21 protein-coding genes are annotated in these 26,530 nt (G+C 41.8%); 10 read left to right on the top strand and 11 right to left on the bottom strand.

The annotated features are described in order from the left end of the window. Nucleotides 1–8 precede the first annotated feature (8 nt). On the bottom strand, nucleotides 9–1,463 hold the full coding sequence (locus tag HMPREF1154_RS05380; RefSeq protein WP_009641538.1) for an RHS repeat domain-containing protein: 1,455 nt from the start codon (nucleotides 1,461–1,463) through the stop codon (nucleotides 9–11). 690 nt (nucleotides 1,464–2,153) lie between these two features. Between HMPREF1154_RS05380 and mrdA the strand changes: the two genes are divergently transcribed. Further along, entirely contained in the window at nucleotides 2,154–4,019 is a 1,866-nt protein-coding gene (gene mrdA, locus HMPREF1154_RS05375; RefSeq protein ID WP_009641583.1) for a penicillin-binding protein 2, read from the top strand. Nucleotides 4,020–4,023: 4 nt separating this feature from the next. Beyond that, complete coding sequence (rodA, locus tag HMPREF1154_RS05370; protein ID WP_009641613.1) at nucleotides 4,024–5,289, top strand: rod shape-determining protein RodA; 1,266 nt, start codon at nucleotides 4,024–4,026, stop codon at nucleotides 5,287–5,289. Here rodA and HMPREF1154_RS05365 read toward each other — a convergent pair whose 3' ends face one another. Beyond that, nucleotides 5,290–5,727: a hypothetical protein gene (locus tag HMPREF1154_RS05365; RefSeq protein WP_009641539.1), complete on the bottom strand. Its 438-nt coding sequence runs from the start codon at nucleotides 5,725–5,727 to the stop codon at nucleotides 5,290–5,292. 273 nt (nucleotides 5,728–6,000) lie between these two features. On the opposite strand from HMPREF1154_RS05365, the gene HMPREF1154_RS05360 reads away from it, so the two are divergent. The 6 genes from HMPREF1154_RS05360 to HMPREF1154_RS05335 all read left to right on the top strand — a co-directional run bounded on the left by HMPREF1154_RS05360 (nucleotide 6,001) and on the right by HMPREF1154_RS05335 (nucleotide 13,913). Further along, entirely contained in the window at nucleotides 6,001–8,163 is a 2,163-nt protein-coding gene (locus tag HMPREF1154_RS05360) for a prolyl oligopeptidase family serine peptidase (RefSeq protein ID WP_009641559.1), read from the top strand. A 396-nt stretch (nucleotides 8,164–8,559) separates the two neighbouring features. Beyond that, nucleotides 8,560–8,946: an endonuclease domain-containing protein gene (locus tag HMPREF1154_RS05355; protein WP_016419349.1), complete on the top strand. Its 387-nt coding sequence runs from the start codon at nucleotides 8,560–8,562 to the stop codon at nucleotides 8,944–8,946. Between the two features lie 155 nt (nucleotides 8,947–9,101). Beyond that, nucleotides 9,102–11,252 carry a prolyl oligopeptidase family serine peptidase gene (locus HMPREF1154_RS05350; RefSeq protein ID WP_009641609.1) on the top strand — a complete coding sequence of 717 codons (2,151 nt, stop codon included), beginning with the start codon at nucleotides 9,102–9,104 and terminating at the stop codon, nucleotides 11,250–11,252. A gap of 121 nt (nucleotides 11,253–11,373) precedes the next feature. Then, complete coding sequence (locus HMPREF1154_RS05345; RefSeq protein ID WP_009641558.1) at nucleotides 11,374–12,669, top strand: NAD-dependent succinate-semialdehyde dehydrogenase; 1,296 nt, start codon at nucleotides 11,374–11,376, stop codon at nucleotides 12,667–12,669. Between the two features lie 300 nt (nucleotides 12,670–12,969). Continuing rightward, nucleotides 12,970–13,590, top strand: coding sequence for a hypothetical protein (locus HMPREF1154_RS05340; RefSeq protein WP_009641553.1), 621 nt, complete (start codon nucleotides 12,970–12,972; stop codon nucleotides 13,588–13,590). Between the two features lie 8 nt (nucleotides 13,591–13,598). Next, a complete protein-coding gene (locus tag HMPREF1154_RS05335; RefSeq protein ID WP_009641540.1) occupies nucleotides 13,599–13,913 on the top strand; it encodes a hypothetical protein in 315 nt (104 codons plus the stop codon). 75 nt (nucleotides 13,914–13,988) lie between these two features. Here the strand turns inward: HMPREF1154_RS05335 and HMPREF1154_RS05330 are convergent, their stop codons facing one another. From HMPREF1154_RS05330 to HMPREF1154_RS05320, 3 genes are read right to left on the bottom strand one after another with little or no spacing between them, the layout of a single operon-like run. Beyond that, nucleotides 13,989–15,146 carry a GlmU family protein gene (locus HMPREF1154_RS05330; RefSeq protein ID WP_009641574.1) on the bottom strand — a complete coding sequence of 386 codons (1,158 nt, stop codon included), beginning with the start codon at nucleotides 15,144–15,146 and terminating at the stop codon, nucleotides 13,989–13,991. Between the two features lies 1 nt (nucleotide 15,147). After that, nucleotides 15,148–16,275: a 3,4-dihydroxy-2-butanone-4-phosphate synthase gene (gene ribB, locus HMPREF1154_RS05325; protein ID WP_009641596.1), complete on the bottom strand. Its 1,128-nt coding sequence runs from the start codon at nucleotides 16,273–16,275 to the stop codon at nucleotides 15,148–15,150. Between the two features lie 39 nt (nucleotides 16,276–16,314). After that, entirely contained in the window at nucleotides 16,315–16,800 is a 486-nt protein-coding gene (locus HMPREF1154_RS05320) for a hypothetical protein (protein ID WP_034566977.1), read from the bottom strand. Between the two features lie 161 nt (nucleotides 16,801–16,961). Between HMPREF1154_RS05320 and HMPREF1154_RS05315 the strand changes: the two genes are divergently transcribed. Next, on the top strand, nucleotides 16,962–17,372 hold the full coding sequence (locus tag HMPREF1154_RS05315; RefSeq protein ID WP_016419343.1) for a BrxA/BrxB family bacilliredoxin: 411 nt from the start codon (nucleotides 16,962–16,964) through the stop codon (nucleotides 17,370–17,372). Nucleotides 17,373–17,429: 57 nt separating this feature from the next. Further along, nucleotides 17,430–18,335: an ion transporter gene (locus HMPREF1154_RS05310; RefSeq protein WP_009641607.1), complete on the top strand. Its 906-nt coding sequence runs from the start codon at nucleotides 17,430–17,432 to the stop codon at nucleotides 18,333–18,335. A gap of 121 nt (nucleotides 18,336–18,456) precedes the next feature. Here HMPREF1154_RS05310 and HMPREF1154_RS05305 read toward each other — a convergent pair whose 3' ends face one another. From HMPREF1154_RS05305 to HMPREF1154_RS05280, 6 genes are all read right to left on the bottom strand, one after another. Beyond that, nucleotides 18,457–20,286: an ABC transporter ATP-binding protein gene (locus HMPREF1154_RS05305; RefSeq protein WP_009641578.1), complete on the bottom strand. Its 1,830-nt coding sequence runs from the start codon at nucleotides 20,284–20,286 to the stop codon at nucleotides 18,457–18,459. Between the two features lie 46 nt (nucleotides 20,287–20,332). Further along, nucleotides 20,333–22,051, bottom strand: coding sequence for a phospho-sugar mutase (locus HMPREF1154_RS05300; RefSeq protein ID WP_009641560.1), 1,719 nt, complete (start codon nucleotides 22,049–22,051; stop codon nucleotides 20,333–20,335). 399 nt (nucleotides 22,052–22,450) lie between these two features. Next, complete coding sequence (locus HMPREF1154_RS05295; protein WP_009641597.1) at nucleotides 22,451–23,146, bottom strand: FG-GAP repeat protein; 696 nt, start codon at nucleotides 23,144–23,146, stop codon at nucleotides 22,451–22,453. Between the two features lie 86 nt (nucleotides 23,147–23,232). Next, nucleotides 23,233–23,460 carry an AtpZ/AtpI family protein gene (locus tag HMPREF1154_RS05290; RefSeq protein WP_009641623.1) on the bottom strand — a complete coding sequence of 76 codons (228 nt, stop codon included), beginning with the start codon at nucleotides 23,458–23,460 and terminating at the stop codon, nucleotides 23,233–23,235. After that, a complete protein-coding gene (locus tag HMPREF1154_RS05285) occupies nucleotides 23,441–23,842 on the bottom strand; it encodes a bactofilin family protein (protein ID WP_009641602.1) in 402 nt (133 codons plus the stop codon). The genes HMPREF1154_RS05290 and HMPREF1154_RS05285 overlap by 20 nt, the downstream gene beginning before the upstream one ends. Before the next feature lie 2 nt (nucleotides 23,843–23,844). Beyond that, a complete protein-coding gene (locus tag HMPREF1154_RS05280) occupies nucleotides 23,845–26,349 on the bottom strand; it encodes a type IX secretion system periplasmic lipoprotein PorW/SprE (RefSeq protein WP_034566972.1) in 2,505 nt (834 codons plus the stop codon). Nucleotides 26,350–26,530 lie beyond the last annotated feature (181 nt).

Below are 26,530 nucleotides of genomic sequence, written 5' to 3'. Positions count from 1 at the left end.
TTTCGTATTTATTTGTAGTATTCTATAGTACGCTCGGTGATAAAAGTAGCTTTACCATTAGAATATTGAGTGAGGCTTGTCCAGTTCTTATTAGCATCTGTCTTATATTGTTGTATGAGTTTTGATGTTTCCTCCCCTTTGCGGTTAAAGGTAGTGGATTGCACACACTCACCCAATCCATTGTAAGTGAATTTGATAAGGAAAGCCAAAGAACCATCGGTATTATAGCCTTGTTGTTCTATTAGTTGTCCTTTCTCATCATACTTATAAGTATTTTTCTGGATAAGTTCACCATAAGAGTCATATTCGGCACGTTCTACGAGTTCGCCTTTGCTATTATAGACTTGCGTTGTTTTTTGGATGACCTCATTGCTCTTGTCATAGCTCACACGCTCTATCTCATTACCCTTGGCATCATACTTATAGGTGTAGCGGAAGAAAGGTTTTTGGTCATTATCTACACTCTTAACCTCAATAATCTGTCCAGCCTTATTATAGACATAGGTATCTTTCTTCCAGATATTACCCAAGTTATCATACTCAACGGTATAGAGGAGCTTAGGATCAGCTATTTCTTCATAGGAAGGTTTCTTAGGCTCTTCCTTTTCAGGTGCTTGAGCCGCTGCAGAAGGCTTAGCTTTAGTTTGCGCATCATAGATGTTTACCTCTGTTCTATTACCCTTATTATCATAGGTATATTTGAGTTTTTTGCGCAATACCCCTTTGGTATTGACCTCATCTATGACAAGTTTGTCTAAATTCTCAGGGGTTATCAGTTCGGTGAAGTATTCTTCCTTTTCAGCTACCTTACCTTTATCATCATATGTCCAAGTACACTTATAAGCGGTTTGGTTTTTCATAGTGATAACCTTTTCCAGCATATTATTATTGGAGTCATAGCGGTAAGATTCTCTCATAAACAAAACAGCCTGAGCATCATAGCTGTCTCTCTCTGAGATATTTCCACGTGTATCATAGCGGTATACATAGCGCCAAAGTAGGACACCCTTGGCATCAAAAGAAGATTCTTCTGTCTTTTGTCCTTTTTTGTCATAGCGATAGGTTACACGTCCTCTGAAGCCTTCTTCTACAACAGGCTCCTCTTTAATTGGTTTTTTAGGTTGTGTGGCCTTGGGAGCAGGTTTTTCTACCTCACTGCCCTCATATACATATTTTTTAGAGTACCATAAGCCTCCGTTGGTATAGTAAGCGGTTTTTTCAGTTATATTTCCTTTCTTATCATAGTGTATCAGTAGGTTATCTACCCCTTTAGCTACACTTCCTTTTCCATAATTTCCTCCACCCTTGTCTAAGGCAACATAAGTAGTCAGGCGCACACTCTTTACACTGCCTTCCAAAGTGTTTTTGTAATCTTTTTTCTCTGTTTCTTGTGCAAAGGCAAAGGTGGAACACAAGGAAAAGAACAATAGTTGTTTTACTTTTGATATACTTTGTCTTGTCATATTAATTTTCAATTTTAGACTTGTTTCTAATTAAATTTGTTTTAATAAAATTGGAAGTCAAAATGTTTTTCTGTTTGTTTTTGTGGTCTTTAAGTGATATGTAGCTGTTTTTTTAGAAACATCTACATTACTACTAAGAAAGGTTAGGGATTTCTCCTTAAATAGTGCGCCTTTTTGATTCTTATAATCTTTAGTGGTTTTGGTTTGGTTTAGTTTTTCTTATAGTTTATGTCATAATTTATAATGTTTTTCAAATTCGGGGGGCAAAGGTACGATTTATTTTTTTATTCACAATGGGGTTAAAATCTTTATTAATCCTTTTTTAACTATCTAGTTATATTTAAATCGTTATTTATCAAACAACTACATGAAATGTTAAATTTAAAATTAACTATTTATAATAGTTTGAAAAAAATAATTACTAATTACATGGATTTTCCTCTATTAATATTTACCCTACATAAGATCTATAAATAACATTTTTTTACGATTTAATGAGATAGCAAATTAATGATTAATGATTATTGGCATTAATTATCACTTAGATTATTTACAATTTTCGTGCCAAAACTTATGTTGTTTTTAAAAAAGCAAAATAAAAATATTTCTTGTAACAATTCACATTTTTTTTATTGTGATTTTCAAAGATAATGATTATTTTTGCCACGCTGAATTAGGCATTATAGAATAATGAAAAAAATATTCCTCCCTTTTATTATCTGTGTAGGAACGATCTCTATATTAATTCGACTTTTCTATTTACAAATACTTGATAAAGACACTCGCAAAGACAATATTGCTAAGGATGTGGCTATAGAAGTGTCTTATGATTATCCTGAACGTGGGTATATCTATGATAGAAATGGTAAGCTACTGGTATCCAACCAGTCCGCTTATGATATCATGGTGGTACCACGCGAGGTAAAGCCCTTGGATACCTTAGAGTTTTGTTCGCTAGTGAACATCAGTATAGAGCAATTCCGCGAGAGTTTGGACAAAGCTAAGAAATATTCTTACCGCAAGCCTTCGGTTTTCGTCAGCCAACTCTCCAAGGAAGAGTATGCCCCTTTGCAAGAAAAACTCCGAAAGTTCCCTGGCTTCTTTGTGCAAAAGCGCTTGCTTAGACACTATGAGACCTTCAGCGGCGCCAATGTATTGGGCTACATCAGCGAGGTGAATGATTGGGAACTGAAGAACAACCCTTACTACTTGGCTGGTGAAATCATTGGCCGACAAGGCGTAGAGAAGCAGTATGAGGACTTTCTCAGAGGCAAGAAAGGGGTACACTACCTACAAAAGGACAAGTTCAACCGTGTGATTGGCTCTTATAAAAATGGAGCTTATGACACGCTTCCTGTAGCGGGTAAGTCCTTGGAGCTGACCATAGACGATGATTTGCAGCGCTATGGAGAGACCCTTATGCAGTGCAAGCGTGGCAGTATTGTGGCTATAGAACCCAAGACAGGGGAGATTTTAGCGCTTGTCTCCGCCCCCTCCTATGACCCTAACCTACTGGTAGGGCGCAAGCGTTCGGAGAATTATACTATGCTCTACAACGACTCCATCGCCAAACCACTTTTTGACCGTGCACTGCTAGCCGAATACCCTCCTGGTTCTACCTTCAAACCTTTTACAGCCTTGCTCGGCTTACAAGAAGGGGTGATGACCCCCAACACCTTAGTCTCCTGCAATGGTGGTTACCACTACGGAAACCGAGTGATGAAGTGCCACGGACATGCCTCTCCACTTGATATGATCCATGCCATTGCCACTTCCTGCAACGCCTATTTCGCTCACGAATACCGCAAGATCATAGAAAAATACCCTACCCCTGCCGAGGGACTAACCGCTTGGGCAGAGGACTTAAAGAGTTTTGGTTTTGGAACTTACTTAGGTAGTGACTTTCCTATTGGTCGCAAGGGGTATCTGCCCGATGCTGCTTTCTATAACCGACAATATGGAGAGAACGGATGGCGAGCTACCTCCAATATCTCCAATGGTATCGGACAAGGAGAGGTGCTGGTAACCCCTTTGCAACTGGCCAATGCCCTATCGGCTATTGCCAACAAGGGCTGGTACTATACCCCCCATGTGGTGAAAAAAATAGGAGGGGAAACAACTCCTTTTACCGAATATACCCAGATAAAGCACACCCGTATTGATCCCAAATACTTTGACCCTATCATACGAGGCATGAACCTCTCCTATACGGGAGGTACCTCCAGAGGTACCCAAATAGATAGTATCAATGTCGCGGCCAAGACAGGAACTGCTGAAAACTATATCAGAGTCAATGGCAAGCGTATGCAGCTGACCGACCACTCCATATTCATGGCGATGGCACCTATAGAAGACCCCAAGATTGCCATAGTGGTAGTGGTAGAAAACGGTTACTTCGGTGCCCGTATCGCAGGGCCTATCGCCTCACTGATGATAGAGGAATACCTCACTAAAAATGTAAAAAGAAAAGACCTCGAGAAAAGAATGATAGAAAAGAGCTTGGAGGACGAATATGCCAAGCCTTACTCTGGACGACCTTTCTCTATTAATAAATAGTCCTATGTTAAAACACCTTGATTGGCTCAGTGTCCTCCTATATATAGCGTTGGTCTCCATTGGTTGGGTTTGTATCTATGCCACAGGCTACAACGAACAAACCACCAATCTTATGGACTTCTCTCAGCATGCCACCAAGCAATTATTTTTTGTCTGTACCAGCGTGCTGCTTATCCTATTTATCTTGGCTATTGAACCGAAGTTTTATGAGAACTCCGCAGAAATATTCTATATGGTAGCCATGCTACTACTGGTAGGGGTGCTTATCTTTGGAAAAACAATCAATGGGGCTAAAGCCTGGTATGCCATAGGCCCTGTTACCATACAACCAGCCGAGTTCGCCAAGACAGCTACCGCACTGCTCTTTGCCAAGCAACTCAGCCATATACAGACGGACATACGTAAGTTCAAGGACTTGATTAATACACTGGTGATTATCATTATACCTTGTTTTCTCATCATCTTACAACCCGACCCAGGGAGTACCTTGGTCTATGGGGCTTTTATCTTTGCGCTGAACCGAGAGGGGATGAGTTCTTCCTTTATCTTTCTGATGCTCTTGTTCCTTATGGTTTTCCTCTCCACCCTAAAGTTCGGCATGGGCAACACGATTACTTTTTTCGTTTTCCTTGCCCTACTCTATGGCTATTGGGCAAAACAGCGCAACGGACATACCCCTTATAGGCATGTATCTTTGCTAGTAATACTATGTGTGCTGACCTCGTATTCGGCCAATTTCATTTTCTATAATGTTTTCAAGCAGCACCACCGAGATCGCTTTAGCCTTTGGTTACGCCTAGATAACGAGATCACCGATAGCCAAACACTTCGCCAGACAGTAGCTTACAACACCTTACAAGCCGAGTCGGCCATCTCCTCAGGAGGACTCTCAGGCAAGGGATTTTTGGAAGGAACCCTTACCAAAGGAGACTTTGTACCTGAACAACATACCGACTATATCTTCACCACTTTGGGTGAAGAATGGGGTTTCTATGGGACGGCTACCGTTACCCTTCTCTTTGCTTTGCTCTGTCTGCGTATATGGTATTTGGCTGAAAACCAGCGGAGTAAGTTCTATCGCATTTATGGTTACTGTGTGGCGGCAATTTTCTTTATACACTTTTTTGTCAATATCAGTATGGTCATCGGCACCATGCCTACCGTAGGGATTCCACTGCCCTTCTTCAGTTATGGAGGTTCAGGGTTATGGGGCTTTACTATGCTGCTCTTCATCTTCCTTAGGCTCAATATGAATAAGGAAAAACATTAGCTAATTGACTAATTTACCCCGCCTTAGTATCCTTTTCATTCTTCCTACGGACATCTTTTTAGGTACACGCTTAGCAGAGGACTGTTGTAAGGATTGTTGTGATGAGGGTTGTTCTTGTACAACAATTGTTACAGCATCACGCTTTTCGGGAACCTCTTTCTCTGTAGCCTCTTGTGGTTCAATTGCTTTTTTCTCTTCAATAGTTGTTGTTTGCTGGTGACTTGTGGCCTCTTTACCACTTGTGGTAGGGGGACAAGAGGGAGCCACTAGGGCGGGCATATCCTCTTGGGGGTCAAGTTCGTCCCAGCCGTCAATGCTCATAAGAGCCTTGATCGCATTGAGTTGTTCGCGTATGTTGGGATAAACGACCTTCTCCCCTTGCTCTTGGGGTTTGCCACAGGCAATATGCCATAGCGTTTGTACGATTTGCTTTTTCATGATTATTTATAGGATTATTGATAAACTTCTTAGCGACAACAAAATTACAACATTTAATCAGTAAAATCAAGAACAAGTAATAATAAAAAGAAGTTAAAGTTAATGATTAATACTAATAATAATTAACAACACCATTAGTGATTGTCTTGCTGTAATTTATTACCTCTTCGTTTTGTCAGTTCTAAAAAAAGACGTATATTTGGCATTGATTATAATAAAGACGAATTGCCATACAGCCATTGGCTATTAATCATTAACAACTAATCATTACATATGAAATCATTCTTTATTCCTTTGGGGTGTTTGCTTACCTTGACGGCATGTCATTCGCTCCAGCAAAAACAAACTGCTAAAGAAGAGAAAGAGACATGGGAAAACTTTTCTTATCCTGAAACCAAAAAGGAAAATGTAGAAGACACCTATTTTGGAGAGAAGGTGATTGACCCTTATCGCTGGCTTGAGGACGATAGAAGCCAACAAACTGCCGCTTGGGTAAAAGCTCAAAACGAGGTTACCTTTGGCTATCTACACTCCATTCCTTACCGCAACCAAATCAAGGAACAAGCGGAAAAGCTCTGGAATCATGAACAACTCACCGCTCCCTTCAATGTAGGAGATTATACCTATTATTATAAGAACGATGGTTTGCAGAACCAAGATGTTCTCTATCGCCGAGACAAAGAAGGCTATGAGGAACTCTTCCTTGACCCTAATAAATTCGCTGCCGATGGGACAACCTCCTTGGCCGAAATCAACTTTTCCAAAGATGGTTCCCTCTTGTGCTATCTGATCTCAGAAGGAGGAAGTGACTGGCGCAAGGCGATTGTTATGGATACCAAAACAAAAGAACAGGTGGGCGATACCCTTGTCAATATCAAATTCTCAGGGGGCTATTGGTACAAAAATGAGGGCTTCTACTACTGTAGCTATGACAAGCCAAAGGGTAGTGAGCTTTCTGAAAAGACCGACCAAAACAAGCTATACTATCATAAGCTCGGCACCCCTCAGTCAGCTGACGTATTAGTCTTCGGAGGCAAACCAGAGGAAAAAAACCGCTACGTAGGTGGCTATGTGTCCAATGACGAAAACTACCTCATTATCCGTGGGGAGGAAACTACCTCTGGAGGTAAGTTGTGGATCAAAGACCTTAGAAAACCCAACAGTCCACTAGTGGCTGTCGTCAACAACTATGACTCCGATACCTTTGTCCTCTCTATCAAAGGGGATAAAATCTACTTCCAAACTAACCTGAATGCCCCTAATGGAAAAATCGTAGTGGCAGACATAAAGAATCCTACCCCAGAGCACTGGAAAGACCTTATTCCTGAAACCCAAAATGTACTTACCCCTGTGGTAGCTGGGAAATATATCTTGGCACACTATATGAAAGATGCCATCTCCCAAGTGAAACAATATGACTTTGAAGGAAAACTGATCCGAGATATCAAACTTCCTGCCTTAGGTACAGTAACCTTGGATAGTGCTAAGGACGAGGAGAGTGAGAGTTATTTTTCCTTTGAAAACTTCTACACTCCCTCAAGTATCTATAAGTTACACTTAGACAAAGGAGATACAGAGCTTTATTGGACACCTAAGATAGATTTCAACCCCAATGATTTTGAGTCCAAACAAGTATTCTATACCTCCAAGGACGGTACCAAAGTGCCTATGATCATCACCTATAAGAAGGGTACTCCCTTAGACGGCACAGCTCCTGCTTGTCTCTACGGTTATGGCGGATTCAATATCAGCTATACCCCTTGGTTCGCTGTTACTTATGCCGTATGGATGAACAATGGGGGTGTATTTGCCGTGGCCAACATTCGTGGTGGTGGTGAATATGGTAAGAAATGGCATGATGATGGTACCAAGTTCAAGAAACAAAACGTATTTGACGACTTTATCGCTGCTTGCCAGTACTTGATAGATAACAAATACACCTCCAAGGAAAAACTTGCCATCAAGGGTGGTTCCAACGGCGGACTACTCATAGGAGCCGTAATGACCCAACGTCCTGACCTTATGCATGTTGCCTTGCCTTATGTAGGGGTGATGGATATGCTTCGTTACCACAAATTCACCTCTGGGGCAGGCTGGGCATACGACTATGGTACTTCCGATGACAGCAAGGAAATGTTCGAGTACCTCAAGGGTTACTCCCCTGTACACAATGTAAAAGAGGGCGTTTGCTATCCTGCTACTCTTGTCTTCACTGGAGACCATGATGACCGTGTGGTACCCGCCCACAGCTTCAAGTTTGCCGCACAGCTACAAAGCAAACAAGCCTGCAAAAACCCTGTATTTATCCGTATAGAGACCAATGCAGGCCATGGCGCAGGTACGCCTGTGAGCAAAATCATAGACCAAACCGCTGACTGGCAAGCCTTTGCCCTATGGAACATGGGGTATAAGAAGCTACCAAACTCTAAAGACTAAATTAATTCAGGTTCTGAAAGCCCTGTAACTCATTAACTTTCAAAACATCCCCCCTACCCCCCCTCAAGGGGGGAGTTAGTAAGTAATAGAGGTTCAATATGTTATAGAAAGAAAATTTTCTAATTTGATAAACAAAATAGGCCTTTTCAACGCCCTTAAAGACACATACTCCGCTCTCGCAACTCACATACTCTGCTCCAAGTATTCGCAGACTATCCTTTGGAGGGGAGTGGGGGGATATGTTTTTACAAATAATTGATTATTAGTTATTTATAATTGCAATAATTGCCTAAAAACGACTTGCGAAACTTAAATAAATAATTGATTATTAATTATTAATCATTTATAATTACAATAATGCCTAAAAACAACTTTCGAAACCTAAGTTAGAAAATAATGATAAATAGCAATATTATTCCTTATAATCCCAAGCTAAAAGAATTTGCGAATAACCTAAGAAATAATAGTACTCCTTGTGAAATTTCTCTTTGGAAACAAATAAAGGGAAGGAGTCTAGGAGTATTGTTTAATAGACAAGTTCCTATTTTAGAATACATCGTTGATTTCTATTGTCCTCAATTGCATTTAGCTATTGAAGTGGACGGAAATATTCATGATTTTAAGTATATAGAAGACGCCAAACGACAAGAAGCAATAGAAAAATACGGAATAACATTCCTTAGATTTTCTAATCAGTCAATAGAAAATGATATTACACATGTAATATCTGTGATAGTGGCAAAAATAAATGAACTAAAAGAAGAACAAGAAAGTAACTATTAACTCAAGTTTATATTGATGATTGTCAGCTACTTGAGACTAACAAACACTTTCAACTTCCTCAAAGAATCTGAACTCCCCCCTTGAGGGGGGGTAGGGGGGATGTTTTTGAATATCAATAAGTTAAACAGTTTGTAAAATTCAATTTAACAATTAATATGAAGTATTTTTTTATTCCGCTAGGTTGTGCGCTTGCCCTTTCGGCTTGTAAGAACAACCCTCAACAACCCGCCGAGACAGAACAGATGAAAGACTTTACCTATCCCCAAACCAAAGAACAAGTCGTAGAAGACGATTATTTCGGAGAGAAAGTAGCTGACCCTTACCGTTGGCTCGAAGACGACCGAAGTCCAGAGACTGAGGCTTGGGTGAAAGCACAAAGCCAATTCACCACTGATTATCTCAATGCAATTCCTTACCGCAAAACGATTAAGGAACAACTAGAAAAACTCTGGAATTACGAAAAGTCAGGCGCTCCTTTTGTAGAAGGTGACTATACCTACTACTATCGCAACAACGGTTTGCAAGACCAGAGTGTGCTCTACCGCAAGGATAAGGATGGCAATGAGGAAGTATTCCTTGACCCTAACAAGTTTGCTGCCGATGGAACCACTTCCTTGGCTGGGCTAAACTTCTCCAAAGATGGTTCTTTGGTATGTTACCTTATCTCTGAGGCTGGTAGCGACTGGAAAAAAGCCATAGTGCTCAATGCCAAGACCAAAGAGCAAATAGGCGACCCCATCGTAGATGTGAAATTCGGTGGAGGTAACTGGAAAGGAAACGAAGGTTTCTACTACTCTTCCTATGACAAGCCAAAGGGTAGTGAACTTTCTGAAAAAACCGACCAGAACAAGGTGTATTACCACAAGCTCGGTACTTCTCAGAAAGAAGATGTGCTCATCTTCGGAGGTACTGCTGAAGAGAAGAACCGCTATACCGATGCCTATGTAAGCGATGACCAAAGATACCTTATCATCTTCGGTGCGGATGCCACTTCTGGTAACAAACTCTTTATCAAAGACTTGAAAGACCCTAAAGCACCTTTGGTAACTATCCTTAACGACTATTCTTCCGATACTTCGGTGATTGATGTCAAGGGTGATAAGCTCTACCTCTTCACCAACCTCAACGCTCCTAACGGAAAAGTAGTAGTTACCGACGTAAAGAATCCAACTCCTGAACATTGGAAAGATCTTATCCCTGAAAATGAAAATGTATTGGATATCACTACCGCTGGTGGCTATATCCTTGCCAAATATACCGTGGCTGCCCTTACCGAAGTAAAACAATATGACTTCTCAGGTAAGTTTATCCGCGATATTAAGCTCCCTTCCATAGGGGTTGCCGGTGGATTCTCTTCCAAAGAGGATCAAAAGGATACTTATTTCTGGTTTACCAACACTTGTACTCCTACAAGTATCTACAAACTCAACTTGGAAAGTGGGGAAACTACCCAATACTGGAAACCTTCCATCGCTTTCAACTCTGATGAGTACGAGTCCAAACAAGTATTCTATACCTCTAAGGACGGCACTAAGGTGCCTATGACCATTACCTATAAGAAGACTACTAAGCTCGATGGTACTGCCCCTACCCTACTCTATGGCTATGGCGGGTTCAATGCTATCACTTATCCTTACTTTGGCGTAAGCATCGCTGTATGGATGAACAATGGCGGAGTATATGCCACTGCTAATATCCGTGGAGGTGGTGAATATGGTAAAAAATGGCATGACGATGGTACTAAGTTCAAGAAACAAAATGTGTTTGATGACTTTATCGCCGCTGCTGAATACCTTATCAAAGAAAAATATACCTCTAAGGAAAAATTGGCTATCAAAGGTGCTTCTAATGGAGGACTTTTGGTAGGAGCCGTAATGACTCAGCGTCCAGACCTTATGCGTGTAGCCTTGCCCGATGTAGGGGTAATGGATATGCTTCGCTACCACAAGTTCACCGCAGGTGCTGGCTGGGCTTATGACTATGGTACCTCCGATGACAGCAAGGAAATGTTTGAATACCTCAAAGGTTACTCTCCTGTACACAATGTAAAAGAGGGCGTTTGCTATCCTGCTACGATGGTATCCACTGCCGACCACGACGATCGTGTAGTGCCAGCCCACAGCTTCAAGTTTGCCGCTCAGTTACAGAAAAAACAAGCCTGCAAAAATGTACCTATTATCCTACGCATAGAAACCAATGCAGGACACGGAGCAGGTACCCCAGTGAGCAAGATGATCGAAGGGTATGCTGACGAACAAGCCTTCTCTCTCTGGAATATGGGATACAAGGAACTACCTAATCAGTAGTGAAAAGTGAAAAGCGAAAAGTGAATAACAACAAATGACAAATCCCTTTAGAAATTAGAGAGATTTGTCATTTGTCATTAGTAATTAACCATTGATAATTAACCATTAACAATTAAGAAAGATGTTAGAAAAAGCCCTTACTTCCGTAAGCGAAATGGAAAGCGCTTACCACACTTGGCGAAACTGCCCCTTAACCGAACGTAAAGAGGTCATCAGCCGTATCCGAGAAAAGCTACTAACCCATGCCGAACAATATGCCAGAGCCATTACTACTGATATGAACAAGCCTTTGGCACAAGCTCTTGCTGAGGTTAAAAAATGTGCTACCCTTTGCGATTATTATCTCACTCATATTGACGACTTTCTCCGCCCCCAACCTTTGCAGAGCAGTTGGACAGAGAGTTATGTCCGCTTAGACCCCTTAGGCGTACTTTTGGCCGTCATGCCGTGGAACTTCCCTTTTTGGCAAGTATTCCGCGTAGCTATTCCTAACCTGCTATTGGGCAATGTGTTGGTCGTAAAACACGCTTCCAATGTCCCTACCGCTGCTGCCCTGTTGGAAGAAATCTTCCTTGATAAGTCCTTAGGCTTTCCTATCTACAAGAACCTGCCTTTGCCTAGCCAACATGTAGAAGCCATCATCGCTCACCCTGCCATTAAGGGCGTTACCCTTACAGGAAGTGAGCCTGCAGGTAGGTCGGTAGCCCAGTGTGCAGGTAAGTACTTGAAGAAATCTGTTTTGGAATTAGGCGGAAGTGCCGCCTTTATCGTCTGCGAGGATGCCGACCTTAACAAGGCCGTTGCCACAGCTGTCAATGCCCGTATGCAGAACGCAGGACAGAGTTGTATTGCAGGCAAACGTATCTTAGTGCAAGAATCCATAGCCGAGGCATTTACAGCTGCCTTCACTGAAAAGGTCAAAGCCCTCAAGCAAGGTGACAAGTATGACCTCTCCACCGAAATAGGTGCTATGGCACGGGAAGACTTGGCCATAGAAATAGAAGAAATGGTCAAGCAGAGCCTCTCCGAGGGTGCTACCCTACACTGTGGGGGCAAGCGTACGGGTGCTTTCTACGCTCCTACCGTCCTTACTGGAGTTACTCCTACCATGCGAGTATTCAGGGAAGAGACCTTCGGGCCTGTAGCGGTCATCACCACCTTCCGAGATTTTGAAGAGGCGATTGCGCTGAGCAACCAATCGGATTTTGGCTTAGGAGTAGCCATTTTCTCCCAGAATGTAGATTTTGTAAAATCACAAGCCCCTCGCTTTGACGAAGGTGCGGTATATATCAATGAGATGCTCATTAGTGATCCACATTTGCCCTTTGGCGGTATCAAGAACTCAGGCTATGGTCGTGAGCTCTCCTACTTTGGTGTATGGGAGTTTGCTAATATCAAAACAGTAGTGGTAAAGTAGAAAAATTCTCTTGACAAGCGGTTCATTATTTTGTAATTTTGTCCCTCAATTTAAAAACCTAAAATGAGAATACTTATCCCTTTTATGCTATATCTTTTACTAACCTCTTGTAAAGCTTTAGATATGAGTAGCATAGAAGGGATTATTTTTTAACTATGAAAAATACTATAACTATCTGAAAATAAAAGGAAAATACCATCATCCTATCCTAGAGAGCAAACAACCTCCAAGAAAAGAATAAGGGGGATATACAAAACTCTTTCATATCCTTGTAATTCCTTAACTCCATAGAAAATAAGAATGAACTATATATTAGAGACTGCCAAAAATATAAAATGGGAGAGCCTAAAAGATTGTTTTGGTTTTATTGACTATAATGTAGTGGATATTTTAAGCAATATCATTGATGATGCCCCTAATAAAAGGGAAGTTGCCTATTGGAAACTTGACAACCATATTGTTACACAAGGAGGACTGTCAGAAAGTTGCTTCTATATACTGCCCTTTCTCAATGAACTAGTAAAAGTTACAAAAAATAAAACTCAAATTCTCAATATTATTTTTGAAATATTCAATGGAAATGACACTTATAGTAATGGAAATTTCATAACCATTGCGTATGATTCTCAAATGCTTCCCTTTAGGTACTTTGTTCCTATTTCCCTAAACAAGGAAAAAAGGCTTCTTTCCTCCATAGTTACCTATATGGAAGCGAATAAAAACACCTATATAAACTTACTTTGTGAGGTGTCTTGCACTGAAGAACTTGAGACCCTGTTATATATAATTCTATGTTTTAGGAAAGATCCACTTGTCAAAGAGTGTTTCTATAAAGCAAAAGAACTAAAAAGGAATAAAGTATACAAAGATATTTTTGATGACTTTAGCCCTGATATAGAAGAAGTTCATGATTATATTTAAAGAGTATTATGAAGCGATTTTTTACATTTCTAAACATCTTAGAGCTATTATCACTTAGCCTTTTCTTGCTCCTTTCTATATTATATCTTTTTGATTTGGGAAGAACAACTATAGGAAAGATAATTTCTGACTACTTAGGAGATACTATTTTGTGGTTGAACTTTGTGTATGGATGGGCTCTGGAGCTATTGACAATCCCTATAGCACTTATTATGCACTTTACCAATAAAACACCCTTTACTTATGCTTTATTATATCTCAGTATTTTCATTATCAAAATCGCGCCTTGGGTATATATAATGACTCGTGGGGTTATAGGATAGTAATAAAATCCCCTTGTAAGTATATCCTTCATACCTACAAGGGGAAATATAATCTAGATAAGGGAGAACTTTACCCTATTGGTTATCAAACAACCATTGGAGTATTTCTTGTTCCTTCTGGTCAAAAGCAATCCCTCTACGTGCCATCACACGCTCGGCTACGGCGAAAGCCTCCTCCAAGCGGTATTTCTCAGCAGAGGCGCCCCAAGCAAAGTTAGGAATATATTTGCTCGGAAATCCAGCAGAGAAAAGGTTAGCAAAAACCCCTATAGTGGTACCACTATTGATTTGGGTATTGATAGCTGTTTTGGAATGGTCTCCCATCAGTACTCCACAGAATTGCAAGCCTGAAGAGGTATAACCGCTCTTTTGGTAATCCCATAGCTGTATGGTATTATAGGTGTTTTTGAGATTAGAAACATTGGTATCCGCCCCGAGGTTACACCACTGCCCCAATACGGAATTGCCTAAGAAGCCGTCATGCCCCTTGTTAGAATAGCCCCAAATAACGGAGTTAGAAATCTCCCCCCCTACCTTACTATAAGGGCCTATAGTGGTAGCTCCATAGAGCTTAGCGCCCATATTCACGGTAGCATGCTCGCAAAGGGCGATAGACCCACGCAGATGGCTACCTTCCATGACCTCGGCATCTTTGCCTATGTAGATCTTACCTTTCTGACAATTGAGGGTAGCAAACTCAACCTTGGCACCCTCTTCTATAAAGAGGTTAGCCTTATCACCTAAAAAACCATTGGTTGGCGAGAGCGGTGCAGAAGTGCGTCCCTTTGTAAGTAGTTCAAAATCAAAATCTATTGTCTTGTCATTATAGGTAAAAAGGTCGGTAGGCTTTTCAAAAACCACCAAAGGCTCTTCCCACTCTATAGGAGGGATAGAAGAAAGCGTGAGACCATCATTCATAAAAGCCAACTGCCTTCCTTGATACGTAATAGACTCCCCTACCTTAAGAGAACGCAACTGTTCTAAAAGGCGCGGGGTAGGCAAGAAATTAGCGTAAATGGAAAGGGTACCCTCCAATGTATTAGATTTAGGATACTTCCCACTAAGATAATCAGCTGTGTTGTAAGCTATCTTTTCTACCCCCAAAAGTCGCTGCCAGCGCTCGGCAAAAGTCAAGATACCTGCACGTAATTCGGCCGAAGGGCGGGTAAAGGTAAAGGGGAGGAAATCCCTTATCGTACTTTGATCACAAAAGAGAAGTTGTTCTATTTTCATCTTAGTAACTTACATAGTCTGTAATTTCCAAGCCATAGCCCGACATACCCACATAGCGAGAAGGTTCTGAGTTGGTCAAGAGTTTCAAGTGAGAGATACCCAAGTCTATCAGGATTTGAGCGCCTATACCTATATCTTTTACCTGAGCGGCAGGTACTTGCGAAGGTTCGGATTTGCCCTCTTGGGCTGCCTTAATAGCTTGGATACGGTGCAGGAGATTTTGGGAGTAACCCCCTTGGTTGATGACGATAAAAGCCCCCTTACCCGCTGCATCTATCTGCTGGAAGATGCGACTGAGTTCGTTGTCCTTCTTGCGCAAAAGTTCTAAGATATCATTACTAATAAAGTTGGCATGGATACGGGTAAGTACAGGTTCGTCCTTAGCCCAAGTACCTTTGGTAAAAGCCAAGTGTATCTGTCCGTTGGTAGTTTGTTCGTAAGCCCGTAGGCGGAATTGGCCAAAATCGGTATCTATAGAGAAATCTTCTTTTTTGACAATAAGGCTATCATGGCGCATACGATAGGCCACCAAGTCCTCTATAGAAATAATTTTAAGATTGTGTTTTTCAGCCACTTTCACCAGCTGTGGCAGGCGTGCCATGGAACCATCTTCGTTGAGAATCTCAATGAGTATCCCCGCAGGTTCCAGTCCAGCCAAGCGCGCCAAGTCTACCGCTGCTTCGGTGTGGCCTGTACGGCGAAGTACTCCGCCTTCCTTGGCCTTGAGGGGGAATATATGTCCTGGACGACCAAAGTCCTCTGGCTTGGTCTCAGGCTTTACGAGTGCCTTAATTGTTTTGGCACGGTCAAATACAGAAATTCCTGTAGTACAGCCCTCTCCCTTGAGGTCTATAGAAACAGTAAATTGGGTATGGTGCAGTACGGTGTTGTTCTCCACCATCATGTCCAAGCCCAATTCCTTACAACGCTTTTCCAATAGGGGCGCACAAAGCAAACCACGTCCATAATGGGTCATAAAGTTAATCATTTCAGGGGTTACCTTTTCTGCTGCTGCAATAAAATCCCCTTCGTTTTCGCGGTCTTCATCATCTACCACGATGATGATTTTCCCTTGTTTAATATCCTCAATAGCCTCTTCTATGGTATTGAGTTTTATTTCTTGGTTCATTAATTAATTTATTATTTATATTGTTATGAAATTCTTTGATTACCACAGCCTAAGATCATCACTACTTTCTGCATTAGAGAAATTAAGCACAAGCGTGAAGGTCAGCCCCTTAAAGACTGTATCTCGGCGAAAAGGAATGGAATACCCCACATAAGCCTGATGAATATTGAAAAAAGAAAGACCTATACGAGGCTGGAGAGCATGGGTATTGAGCGAGGCTCCAAAGCCCAAGAGAATGAGGCTAAACTCATATCCTATCTCAGGTATGATTTCCATTTTGGATTGTTTACGTCCGTCCTCGGTAAATGTATTTTGTGACCCCAAATGCACTCCTGCATAGAGCGAACGGGTTACCCAGTTATACTCTGTATTGAGAGATGCCCCTACAAAGCCTAAGTTATGAGAGCGATTGGTATGTGTAAAGGCGGCCCTTATTCCCCAATATTCAAAATCCCCAAAATCCTCAAAATCCTGTGCTCCAACCCATAAGGGAAGAAACAACAAAAAGAAAAATAGACTTCTCATAAAATTCTTATTTAGAAATTCCCTTTGCAAAAGTACAACTTTTTTCTAAATCCTCCACATTTTCAAAAGAATTATTTCTCTAAAAGATTAACAATTAACCATTAATCATTAATCATTATTTTTCGTATCTTTGTCCCCGCGAATAAATAATACTAAAAATTATGTATCCACCAGAAATAGTAGCTCCTATGATAGCGGAGCTTGAAAGAGCAGGTTTTGAATCCCTCCATACTGTAGAGGCTGTAGATGAGGCTATTAAGCGCCCTGGCACTACCCTTGTTGTGGTTAATTCCGTATGTGGTTGTGCCGCAAGAAATGCCCGCCCTGGCGTACTCCTTAGCCTTGAGGGTAGTAAAAAACCTGACCATTTGGTAACGGTTTTTGCGGGCTTCGATACCGATGCCACTGCCCAAATGCGAGACTATATGCTCCCTTTCCCGCCTTCTTCCCCAAGCATTGCTCTCTTCAAAGACGGAGAGCTGGTACATATGCTGGAGAGACACCATATAGAAGGCCGTTTTGCTGAGGCAATCGCTGAGAATTTAGAGGCTGCCTATAATGAATTTTGTTAAATAACAGTCCAAATCCAATGAAAAAGTGTTTTTCATTGGATTTTTTATCGATTTGAGATGAAAGAACTTTTAGCTAAGTACAAGCCCCTAATAGCCTCCAAATATAAGCTCCTAAAAGAAAGGGCTTTTGTCATTATCTACGGAAGAGATACTGTTGCAGGAAAGCTCTTTGACCTTATTCTCCTAGGTTTTATCCTCATCAGTACTTTTTTGGCTATTTTTGAGAGTATTCAAACTGTAAATGATAGGATACATACCTTATTAGTAGTCTTGGAATGGGTCATTACTGTCTTTTTTACCATTGAGTATATATTGCGTATTATCTGCATCCCTAACTGGAAACGGTATATCTTTAGTTTCTATGGAGTTATTGACCTTATCTCTATCTTACCTATATATCTTTCGTTCTTTGTAAAACAATCGAAAGTTCTTTCTATCATTCGCATTCTCAGGCTATTGCGTATTTTTAGGATTTTGGATTTGGTACAATTCACCCAGCAAGCCAATCAGCTGAAGAAAGCTTTAAAGAATAGTCAAACGAAGATATTTGTATTCATCTACTTTGTACTGGTGCTTTGTGTTATCTTAGGAGCGCTGATGTATATGATAGAGCCACATGACAAGGCTTTTACCAGTATCCCCCGCAGTATCTACTGGTGTATTGTAACCCTCACTACTGTAGGCTATGGCGATGTGGTACCTACTACCACCTTCGGACAGATTATGGCCTCTATAATTATGATCTTGGGTTATGGTATTATAGCCGTACCCACAGGTCTTGTAACGAGCGAGTACTCACGTGCTTATAGGAAAAAAGAACCTCATAAGTCCGATATCTCTCACAAGATGCCACAAGACATAGGTTATCCACACAGCCACACCCATGGTCATTGCAAGTATTGTAATGCCTATCCCCTACCTGATGGAGCACTATATTGCCCCCAGTGCGGAGCAAAACAGTAGTCAGTGGTTAGTGGTTAGTGGTTAGTGATTAGTGATTAGTGGTTAGTGGTTAGTGGTTAGTTATCAGAGACTGACCTCTGTCTACTGTCTACTGACCTCTGTCTACTCTACTGACCTCTGTCTACTGAAAGGACTGCATTTCCACCAGCTTGCGATAGGTGCCGTTTTGTGCCATAAGGGTGGCATGGTTTCCTTGTTCTATGATTTTTCCTTTTTCCATTACCACAATAATATCCGCTTTTTGAATGGTAGAAAGGCGGTGGGCTATGACCAGTGATGTACGGTTCATCATCATCTTTTCCAAGGCATTCTGTACCAGTTTTTCACTCTCAGTATCTAGGGCTGAAGTAGCCTCGTCCAAGATCATAATAGGTGGATTCTTCAGTACAGCACGGGCGATGCTCAGACGCTGCTTTTGTCCGCCTGAGAGCTTTCCGCCCATATCCCCTATATTGGTTTGGAATTTTTCGGGTAAGGCCTCTATGAAATCATAAGCATTGGCTACCTTGGCGGCTTCCTCTATCTCCATTGGGGTGGCCGACGCCTTACCTATAAGCAGGTTGTTGGTTATCGTATCATTGAAAAGGATAGAGTCCTGAGAGACAATTCCTATCAGATCACGGAGCGATTGTATCTTAAGGTCGCGAATATCGGTGCCGTCAAAGGTAATACTGCCCTCATTGACATCGTAGAAGCGCGCAATAAGGTTGGCTATGGTACTTTTCCCACTACCTGATTGCCCTACTAGGGCTACTGTTTTCCCCTTGGGTATCTCCAGAGAAAAATCCTTGAGGACATACTCATTGTCATACTTGAAAGAGATGTTTTTCAAAGAGATAGCCGCTTGGAAGTCTGTTTTTTCTATGGCGTTTTCTTTGTCAAAAATAGGGTTTTGTGCATGGATCACCTCCAAGACGCGTAGGGCGGCAGCATCTCCTTGTCGCAAGCGATAGGCTGCCTTGCTGATTTCCTTGGCTGGGGTGAGGATATTGTAGGCCAATCCCATATAAGCAACAAACTCGGAGCCTCCTAAAGTCTTATCGACCAAGACCATCGTACCTCCATACCATAGAAGGATTCCGATGACCAAAATCCCTAAAAACTCACTAATAGGTGAGGCTAAGTTTTGGCGATAGGAGAGGTTGTTGGCATAGTTGTTAAAACGCTGAGTGGAGTCGGTAAAGCGCTTGATAAACGCCCCTTGTGCATTGAAAGACTTGATGATACGCAGCCCCGAAAGGGTTTCCTCTATCAGGGAGAGAAAGAAACCTTGCTCGGCCTGTACCCGCCCCGAATGCTTCTTAAGGGTCTTACCCACACGCGAAATGGCCAACCCTGCCACAGGTATAAAGACAAAGACAAAGACTGTGAGCTTCAGGCTAATCCCACACATGATGACTATAGTGAAAATAATTGTAAGTGGTTCTTTTACAATAAATTCCAATATACTCAGGTAGGAGGTTTGAAACTCATTGATATCGGTGGTGATACGGGAGATGACATCTCCTTTGCGTTTTTCAGAGAAATAAGAAATGGGTAAAGAAATGATTTTCTTATACATCATATTGCGTAAATCCTTCAACACACCATTGCGCAAGAGGTTGATAAACACTATGGCCAAATAGTTAAATATATTCTTTAAGAAAAATAACAATAACACCAAGGCGATAATGTAGGAAAGCGCTTGTACAGGGTCGCCTCCCGCATGCTGGGTTACCTGATAGTTCAGGTATTCCTTAAAATAGATATTTGCCTCGCTAATACCCTTATACACAGGCTTTTGGTAAATCCTTGCACGAGCATCAAAAAGTACCTCAAGCATAGGAATCAAGGCCACAAAGGACAAGGAGCTAAAGAGTGCATATAGAATGTTAAAGAACACATTCAGAAAGGCAAACCTCTTATAAGGCAGTACATACGGATAAAGTCGTTTGATATTGGCTACGTTCATTCAATAATATATAAGAAAATCATTTCTAACTAATTGATAATCAGTTTTATAAGTTCCATTCTTTGGTTACTTGCTTAATTTTAGCCAGTAAGGCCTCACGTGTAGCCTCATAAGCCTCTATAGAGGCAAGAGGGGCGTTGGCACTGAAATAGAACTTGATTTTAGGTTCGGTACCACTAGGGCGTGCTGCTACCTTAAGTCCTTTTTCTGTATGGTAAATCAACACATTGGATTTAGGAATCTCAATAGGCTTTTTCTCACCTGTCAGTGGGTTATAGCTTACAGAGGTTTGGTAGTCATCTATACGTACGACCTTTTCACCTAAGATCTCTTTGACAGGGTTTTCGCGGAGGTTCTTCATAATTTGGTTGATCTCCTCTGCTCCGCTGATCCCTTTTTTCACTACAGAAATCAGGTATTCTTGATAAAGGCCAAACTCTTGGTACATCTTAAGCATTTCCTTGAAGAAGGAACTACCTTTGGCCTTAGCCTCAGCAGCAATTCCCATAGCCAATAAGGCAGAGGTTTCCGCATCTTTATCACGAACGAAATCACCTACCATATAGCCAAAACTTTCCTCTCCCCCACCGATAAACTGTTGGTCTGGGAAGTCCTTGATCATCTTGGCAATCCATTTGAAACCTGTAAGCCCTTCCTTATACTCTACCCCATAGGCATCGGCAAGTTTCTGCATCATAGGTGTAGAAACTATGGTAGAGGCAATAAACTCATGGCCTGTTTTTTCACCTTTTTCTTTCCACTTGTCCAAGAGGTATTTGGTCATTAGGAGCATTGTTTGGTTTCCATTAAGCAACTCCATCTTGCCTTGGAGGTTACGTACAGCAATCCCTATACGGTCGCTATCGGGATCCGTACCGAAAACAATATCCGCCTGTACTTCTTCGGCCTTTTTCAGTGCTAAGGTAAGTGCTTCAGGTTCTTCAGGATTAGGCGATTTCACGGTAGGGAAGCTACCATCGGGGGTAGCTTGTTCCTCTACTATATATAGAGAGGTATAGCCTGCACGCTGCAAGAGCTTAGGGATAATGGTTACCGATGTCCCATGCAAAGGTGTGTAAACAATCTTAAGATTTTCCTTGCCTGCAATAGGGAAATTGGCCTTGTTCAAGGAGGCTTCTATAAAGGCCTCATCTACCTGAGAATCAATCTTTTCAATAAGCGACTCGTTGGGAGTAAATTTAATATCAGCAAATTGTACCTTATCAATGGCTTCCATTACTTCCTTGTCCTGAGGAGGTACTAGCTGGCCTCCATCTGTCCAATAGACCTTGTACCCATTGTATTCTGGGGGGTTATGAGAGGCTGTAAGGACAATACCACTATGGCACTTGAGGTAGCGTATAGCGAAAGAAAGTTCTGGTGTAGGACGCAACTGGGAGAAGAGGTACACCTTGATACCATTGGCAGAGAAGACATCGGCTACTATCTTGGCAAAATCCTGAGAGTTGTGACGACAATCATAGGCAATGACTACCTTCACTTGCTCATTGGGATATACCTTTTTGAGGTAGTTGCTCAATCCTTGGGTATTCTTTCCCAAGGTATAGCGGTTCATACGATTGGTACCAATACCCATGATCCCACGCATACCTCCTGTACCAAATTCCAAATTCTTATGAAAACATTCGGTAAGCTCCTCAGGATTTCCTGCAAGTAGCTCACGTACTGCCTTTTGTGTTGGCTCGTCAAAGGTAGGACTAAGCCAAGACTGAGCATTTTCTTTACTTTTTTGTAATAGGTCCATAATTTATCTTTTTTAATTGTTAATTGTCAATTGTTAATTATCAATTCAAGTTTCGTAAGCTTTGTAACTCAAATATTTTACTTAAGTTCCGCAAGTCGTTTTTAGGCTATTATTGCAATTATAAATAACTAATAATCAATGTGTTGCAAAACAAACCTCCCCCTCACCCCCTCCGAGAGGGGAAAGTCTCCGAATACTTGGAGGAGAGTATGTGAAAATTCGTTGAAAAGATAAAAATTGTCTATCAATCTGGAAAATGTCCTCTCTATAACTCCTTGAGAATCATAAACTATCTCATTCCCCCTTTGGAGGGGAAAGCCAGCGAGTGCTCACAGCTGGGTATGTGAGGGGAGGTTTTTGAATATCAATAAGTTATAGAACTTGCGAAACTCAAATATTTTATCTTTTCAGCTTTTTAAAATCCTCTGGATTAAACAAAGTAAGCTGATTTTCTTGCAAATGATTGATCGTATCAAACATTTTTTGACGAATGGGACGCGGCAGGGTGTAATAGGAGGCATCTATCTGGGTTTCTCGCCCTTGATCACTGGGGTCATCTTGGTGACGAATAGCCGTTTTCTCCCCCTTGTGATAAGCTAAGAGCTTTACTTTACCCCTGTCAGGATCACCATCGGTAGGCGCTGCCCCATAGACAATGATTGGATCCACATAACCATCTTGGTCTAAGTCGGTAAAGGAGACAAATTTTGTCCAAAACCAAATAGAGAACTCCGTGCCTTCCCACTTAGGACTATAATCATATACGACCCTTACCACTTGGTAGGTATCTGCTTTCTCTAAGAGGTGAAAGGCCTTAATCTTGTCATTAATCACCTCACCCTCACTATTTTTCTTATAGGTTTGCTCCTTTCTTTTTGCTCTTTCATAGAGCTTATTCTCGGTAAAGACCCAAACATGCGTCCCTTCCTTATCCTTATAGGTATAAGCCTTGGTTATGGGATAGGTAATACCCAATTGCTTTTGTACCTTAGCAGGGAATTGCTTTTGTATTTGCTCCTCCTGTAAGGATTGTGCTTGCCCATATCCTTGAATAGATGCCAGCAAACCAAGAACACTCCAAAAAAAGTATTTCATAGTGGTTAGTGGTTAGTGATTAGTTGTCAGTGGTTAGTGGTTAGTTGTCAGTGGTTAGTGGTTAGTCACTAGTCATTAGTCATTAGTCATTGGTCATTATCACTGTTCATTGCTTTAACTTGTTTTATCACATGATAGAGGGCGGCAAACACTCCAAAGAGACTCCCGCCCACCACACCCCATGGGGCTATGGCAGGATATTTGCTGTCCAAGAGATTCCCGCCATAGGCGCAAAGGGCTATGGTAACGGCCATTTGCAAACCCACTTGGGAGAATTTTACCCAGCTATTAGGATTATTTTTTTGCTGGTTCATTACTTACAGGAGGTGTTCCTTTGACTCCCATTTTACAAGTCACATTGAATACCGCACCAGGTTCTATAGCGAGCTTGTCTGCTTGTACTTCTCCTTCTATCACGGCAGTTGCCTTAAGAGAGAGCGTATTTTTAACCACCAAAGTTCCATTGATTGTACCTTCTACATCGGCATTGGTACAGATCACATTGCCCTTGATAAGGCCTGTTCTTCCTACTACCAATCGACCAGAGGTCTGTATGGTACCTTCTATTTCTCCATCTATACGGAAGTCAGAACCTGAGTTTACTTCTCCTTTGATCTTAGTACCTGCTACGATGCGGTTGCTCCCCGCTACTGAATTGTCTACTGCCATGGTTTTCTTATTTTCTTTATTAAACATTGTTAGTTAATTTTTATGTATTCTTCCTTGTTTTTAAACGTTTGTAGGATCGCATAATTTTCTGACGAAATTACGAAAAAATCTTTGAAAAACATAGTATTTTCTTGATTTTTTTCTTCATCTTTTTTCTTCTTGCCTGCTAAGGCTTTTTCTTGGAAATAGTGATTGATTCTTTGCACAAATCCCTCGGCCATTTGCCTTGACATAAAGCCGTGAAGGACAGTGAATTGCTCCTTGTCATCATATACATCTTGGCTTAGAGAGAGGTAAGCGAAACCGTTTTCCTCTAAGTAATCCTTGAGTTGGGTAAGCTGCTGCTCGCCTAAGGCTGGCAAGACCAGTTTCCAAGAAGTAGCCTCTTCATCGCCCAAGAATGTAGGCTTCTGAGGGGTACCTTTGAGTATTTCGAGCTTTTCCTTGAGATCATCGGCTTGAGAGGTATTGGGGTATTCTTGTACAATAGCCTCTAACTCACGTATATAAGCCGCCTTTCCTTCCAATCGGGCGATGGCCTTTGCCCTGAGTATATCCCAGTCGGGCGCCATGGAAGAGGTCTTATAATCGGCCTTGTGGGTGTCTATATAGTCGCGTACTTGGGCAAATTGCTGTGCCGCAAGTTGGTCACTCAACTGCTGGTATTGCTCTTGTAGCGCCTTTTCATTGGTGCTTTGCTGTCCTGAAAGTGGTTTGGCATATTCTGAATTAGGGAAAGACGCCAGCAATCGCTCTTTGTAGGCCTCGGCCTCTTTAGGATGTTTTTCTTCGTTTATATTGTATAAGAGATAAAGTGCTTTTTCCTTGAGTTTGTCATTCTGAGTGAGTGAGAGCAGGCGGGTGAGGCGTTGTTCGGCCAATTTCCCATCGGCAAACTTTTCCCAATAGAGTTCCCCTACCCCATAGAGGGCGGCCTCTCTGTCTTTTTGGAGTTGTTCAAGCTGAGTTTCGCTTGGCAGCTGGCTTAGGTAATCCTCAGCGGACACTTTAGGGGCGGACAAGCTATCTTTCTCTTTCTCAGTAGGTTGCTGGGCAATAAGCTGATTAGACCAACGCCAATTATCCACTAGTGGGCGGTCTCCGAAGCGCTGTTTGAAGAGTTGCTTGCCATAGGCAACCGTCTGAGGTATATAGAAATAGAAGCCTTCCTGTGGCGCTTGGTGCTGTGTAGTGGTTGTTCGTCCAAAATCGGTAATAGAGATTGCTTTTTTGTCCTGAGGTTGTTGCTTTAGAGAGTCAATATGCTGCTGGAAATAACGTACTTGTTCCTCCTTGGGCATTTTCATGATATGAGAAAGACTATCGGCCTTGGCTATGGTATTCTCAAAGGCGGTAATCTGAGCCAAGTTGTCCCTTTTGCGACGCATATAGAGGTGTTCGAGCGTGTTTTTAGGGATATACACGAGCGTACTATCGTAGTGAGCATAGGCTAAGGGGTATTTTTTATCCTTGAAATACAAGTCTGCTAAGTGTTCATGGGCACGCTGACGCAAGCCGTCATTGTCCTTATTTTTTTCCAAAGAGCGCAAAAAGTACTCGGTAGCACCTTTGGGCTTGTTCTCTCCTTCGAGGAAGAGCGCATGCTGAAAATAGACTAAGTCGAGCAAGTCCTTATGCTCATAGAGTTTTTCCATTTTGCGCAACTTCTTGGTATATTCTATTTTCTGCTCAGGAGTAAGGGTTTGGGTACGCGCCTTGCCTATCTGTGCTTCTACCCATAGGCGTCGGGGAATATTCCAGTTCAGCCCGATCACCTTTTGGTAATAGGCCTGAGCGGAATCGCGCTGCTGGAGATGCTCAAAGAGTTGCCCTATGATATAGTAATAACGGCCTCTTTTTGGCTTTTCCTTGGTCTCTTGGCTGGCTTCCTTTAGCGCTTCAATAGCCTTGGGATAGGCCTCTAAATTGATAAACGCCTGAGCCAATACCGCATGTAGGGTAGCTCGCTCTCGGCGCTTGGGTTGTTCCTCTTGGAGGATTTTCTCTAATTCAGTTACGGCCAACTGTTCTCTACCGAGCTGAATATGCGCTTTTTCACGCCATACAGCCGCATTGTAGCGCTGATTGGTCTCTCCATAGTTGGTTAGCAGATGGTTAAAGGCCTCTAAGGCTGGGATATAGCGACCATTGTAATAGCGTGCCTTACCCAGTAGCATATAGGCATCATCAATCTTTCTATTCTTCTGTTTGCCGTCAAAGACCATAGAATGGCGTTGGATTGCCTTGATCGCCTTCTCCTCGGCGCGGTCAAAGTGCGGGTTTCCTTCTCCCTTGAGGTTGTAATTCTGGGAGCGTACTTCGGGTTCTACTTCTAAGATTTCAAAGTAATTGTCTTTGCGCTTTTCGGCTAATTCTTTTTTGCCTTCTTCGAGTGCTAAATTGCCGTTATACAACACGTTGTACATGGTTGGGATCATGCGAAACTGACGGTTGTAATAAGTATCCGACTTAGTGGTACAGCCTGTTATAAGGGCTATCAGTAGGAAATAAATAGATAATTTGTGCAACTTCATCTAAGAAAATAATAACAAGGCGCAAGTTAGTCATTTTTTTTGAATCATCAAACAAAATTAAGCTATTTATAAGACAATGACCAATGATTAATGACAAGTGACAAGTGACGAGTGACGAGTGACTAACCTCCGCTGGTGCGAGCTTGCAGCTCGTACCTATGATTATGGAGCTTGTAGCTCC

The organism is Capnocytophaga sp. CM59 (assembly GCF_000293175.1).
Taxonomy (GTDB): Bacteria; Bacteroidota; Bacteroidia; order Flavobacteriales; family Flavobacteriaceae; genus Capnocytophaga; species Capnocytophaga granulosa.
The sequence above is the reverse complement of the archived record's forward strand: the minus strand, read 5'-3'. Positions and strand labels throughout refer to the sequence as shown.

Coding starts and splice junctions, on each gene's coding strand:
- HMPREF1154_RS05335 (WP_009641540.1), top strand. CDS start 13,599: ATGAAGCGATTTTTTACATTTCTAAACATCTTAGAGCTATTATCACTT.
- HMPREF1154_RS05315 (WP_016419343.1), top strand. CDS start 16,962: ATGTATCCACCAGAAATAGTAGCTCCTATGATAGCGGAGCTTGAAAGA.
- HMPREF1154_RS05360 (WP_009641559.1), top strand. CDS start 6,001: ATGAAATCATTCTTTATTCCTTTGGGGTGTTTGCTTACCTTGACGGCA.
- HMPREF1154_RS05345 (WP_009641558.1), top strand. CDS start 11,374: ATGTTAGAAAAAGCCCTTACTTCCGTAAGCGAAATGGAAAGCGCTTAC.
- HMPREF1154_RS05280 (WP_034566972.1), bottom strand. CDS start 26,349: ATGAAGTTGCACAAATTATCTATTTATTTCCTACTGATAGCCCTTATA.
- HMPREF1154_RS05330 (WP_009641574.1), bottom strand. CDS start 15,146: ATGAAAATAGAACAACTTCTCTTTTGTGATCAAAGTACGATAAGGGAT.
- HMPREF1154_RS05285 (WP_009641602.1), bottom strand. CDS start 23,842: ATGTTTAATAAAGAAAATAAGAAAACCATGGCAGTAGACAATTCAGTA.
- HMPREF1154_RS05320 (WP_034566977.1), bottom strand. CDS start 16,800: ATGAGAAGTCTATTTTTCTTTTTGTTGTTTCTTCCCTTATGGGTTGGA.
- HMPREF1154_RS05350 (WP_009641609.1), top strand. CDS start 9,102: ATGAAGTATTTTTTTATTCCGCTAGGTTGTGCGCTTGCCCTTTCGGCT.
- HMPREF1154_RS05295 (WP_009641597.1), bottom strand. CDS start 23,146: ATGAAATACTTTTTTTGGAGTGTTCTTGGTTTGCTGGCATCTATTCAA.
- HMPREF1154_RS05380 (WP_009641538.1), bottom strand. CDS start 1,463: ATGACAAGACAAAGTATATCAAAAGTAAAACAACTATTGTTCTTTTCC.
- mrdA (WP_009641583.1), top strand. CDS start 2,154: ATGAAAAAAATATTCCTCCCTTTTATTATCTGTGTAGGAACGATCTCT.
- HMPREF1154_RS05300 (WP_009641560.1), bottom strand. CDS start 22,051: ATGGACCTATTACAAAAAAGTAAAGAAAATGCTCAGTCTTGGCTTAGT.
- HMPREF1154_RS05365 (WP_009641539.1), bottom strand. CDS start 5,727: ATGAAAAAGCAAATCGTACAAACGCTATGGCATATTGCCTGTGGCAAA.
- HMPREF1154_RS05340 (WP_009641553.1), top strand. CDS start 12,970: ATGAACTATATATTAGAGACTGCCAAAAATATAAAATGGGAGAGCCTA.
- rodA (WP_009641613.1), top strand. CDS start 4,024: ATGTTAAAACACCTTGATTGGCTCAGTGTCCTCCTATATATAGCGTTG.
- HMPREF1154_RS05355 (WP_016419349.1), top strand. CDS start 8,560: ATGATAAATAGCAATATTATTCCTTATAATCCCAAGCTAAAAGAATTT.
- HMPREF1154_RS05290 (WP_009641623.1), bottom strand. CDS start 23,460: ATGAACCAGCAAAAAAATAATCCTAATAGCTGGGTAAAATTCTCCCAA.
- HMPREF1154_RS05310 (WP_009641607.1), top strand. CDS start 17,430: ATGAAAGAACTTTTAGCTAAGTACAAGCCCCTAATAGCCTCCAAATAT.
- ribB (WP_009641596.1), bottom strand. CDS start 16,275: ATGAACCAAGAAATAAAACTCAATACCATAGAAGAGGCTATTGAGGAT.
- HMPREF1154_RS05305 (WP_009641578.1), bottom strand. CDS start 20,286: ATGAACGTAGCCAATATCAAACGACTTTATCCGTATGTACTGCCTTAT.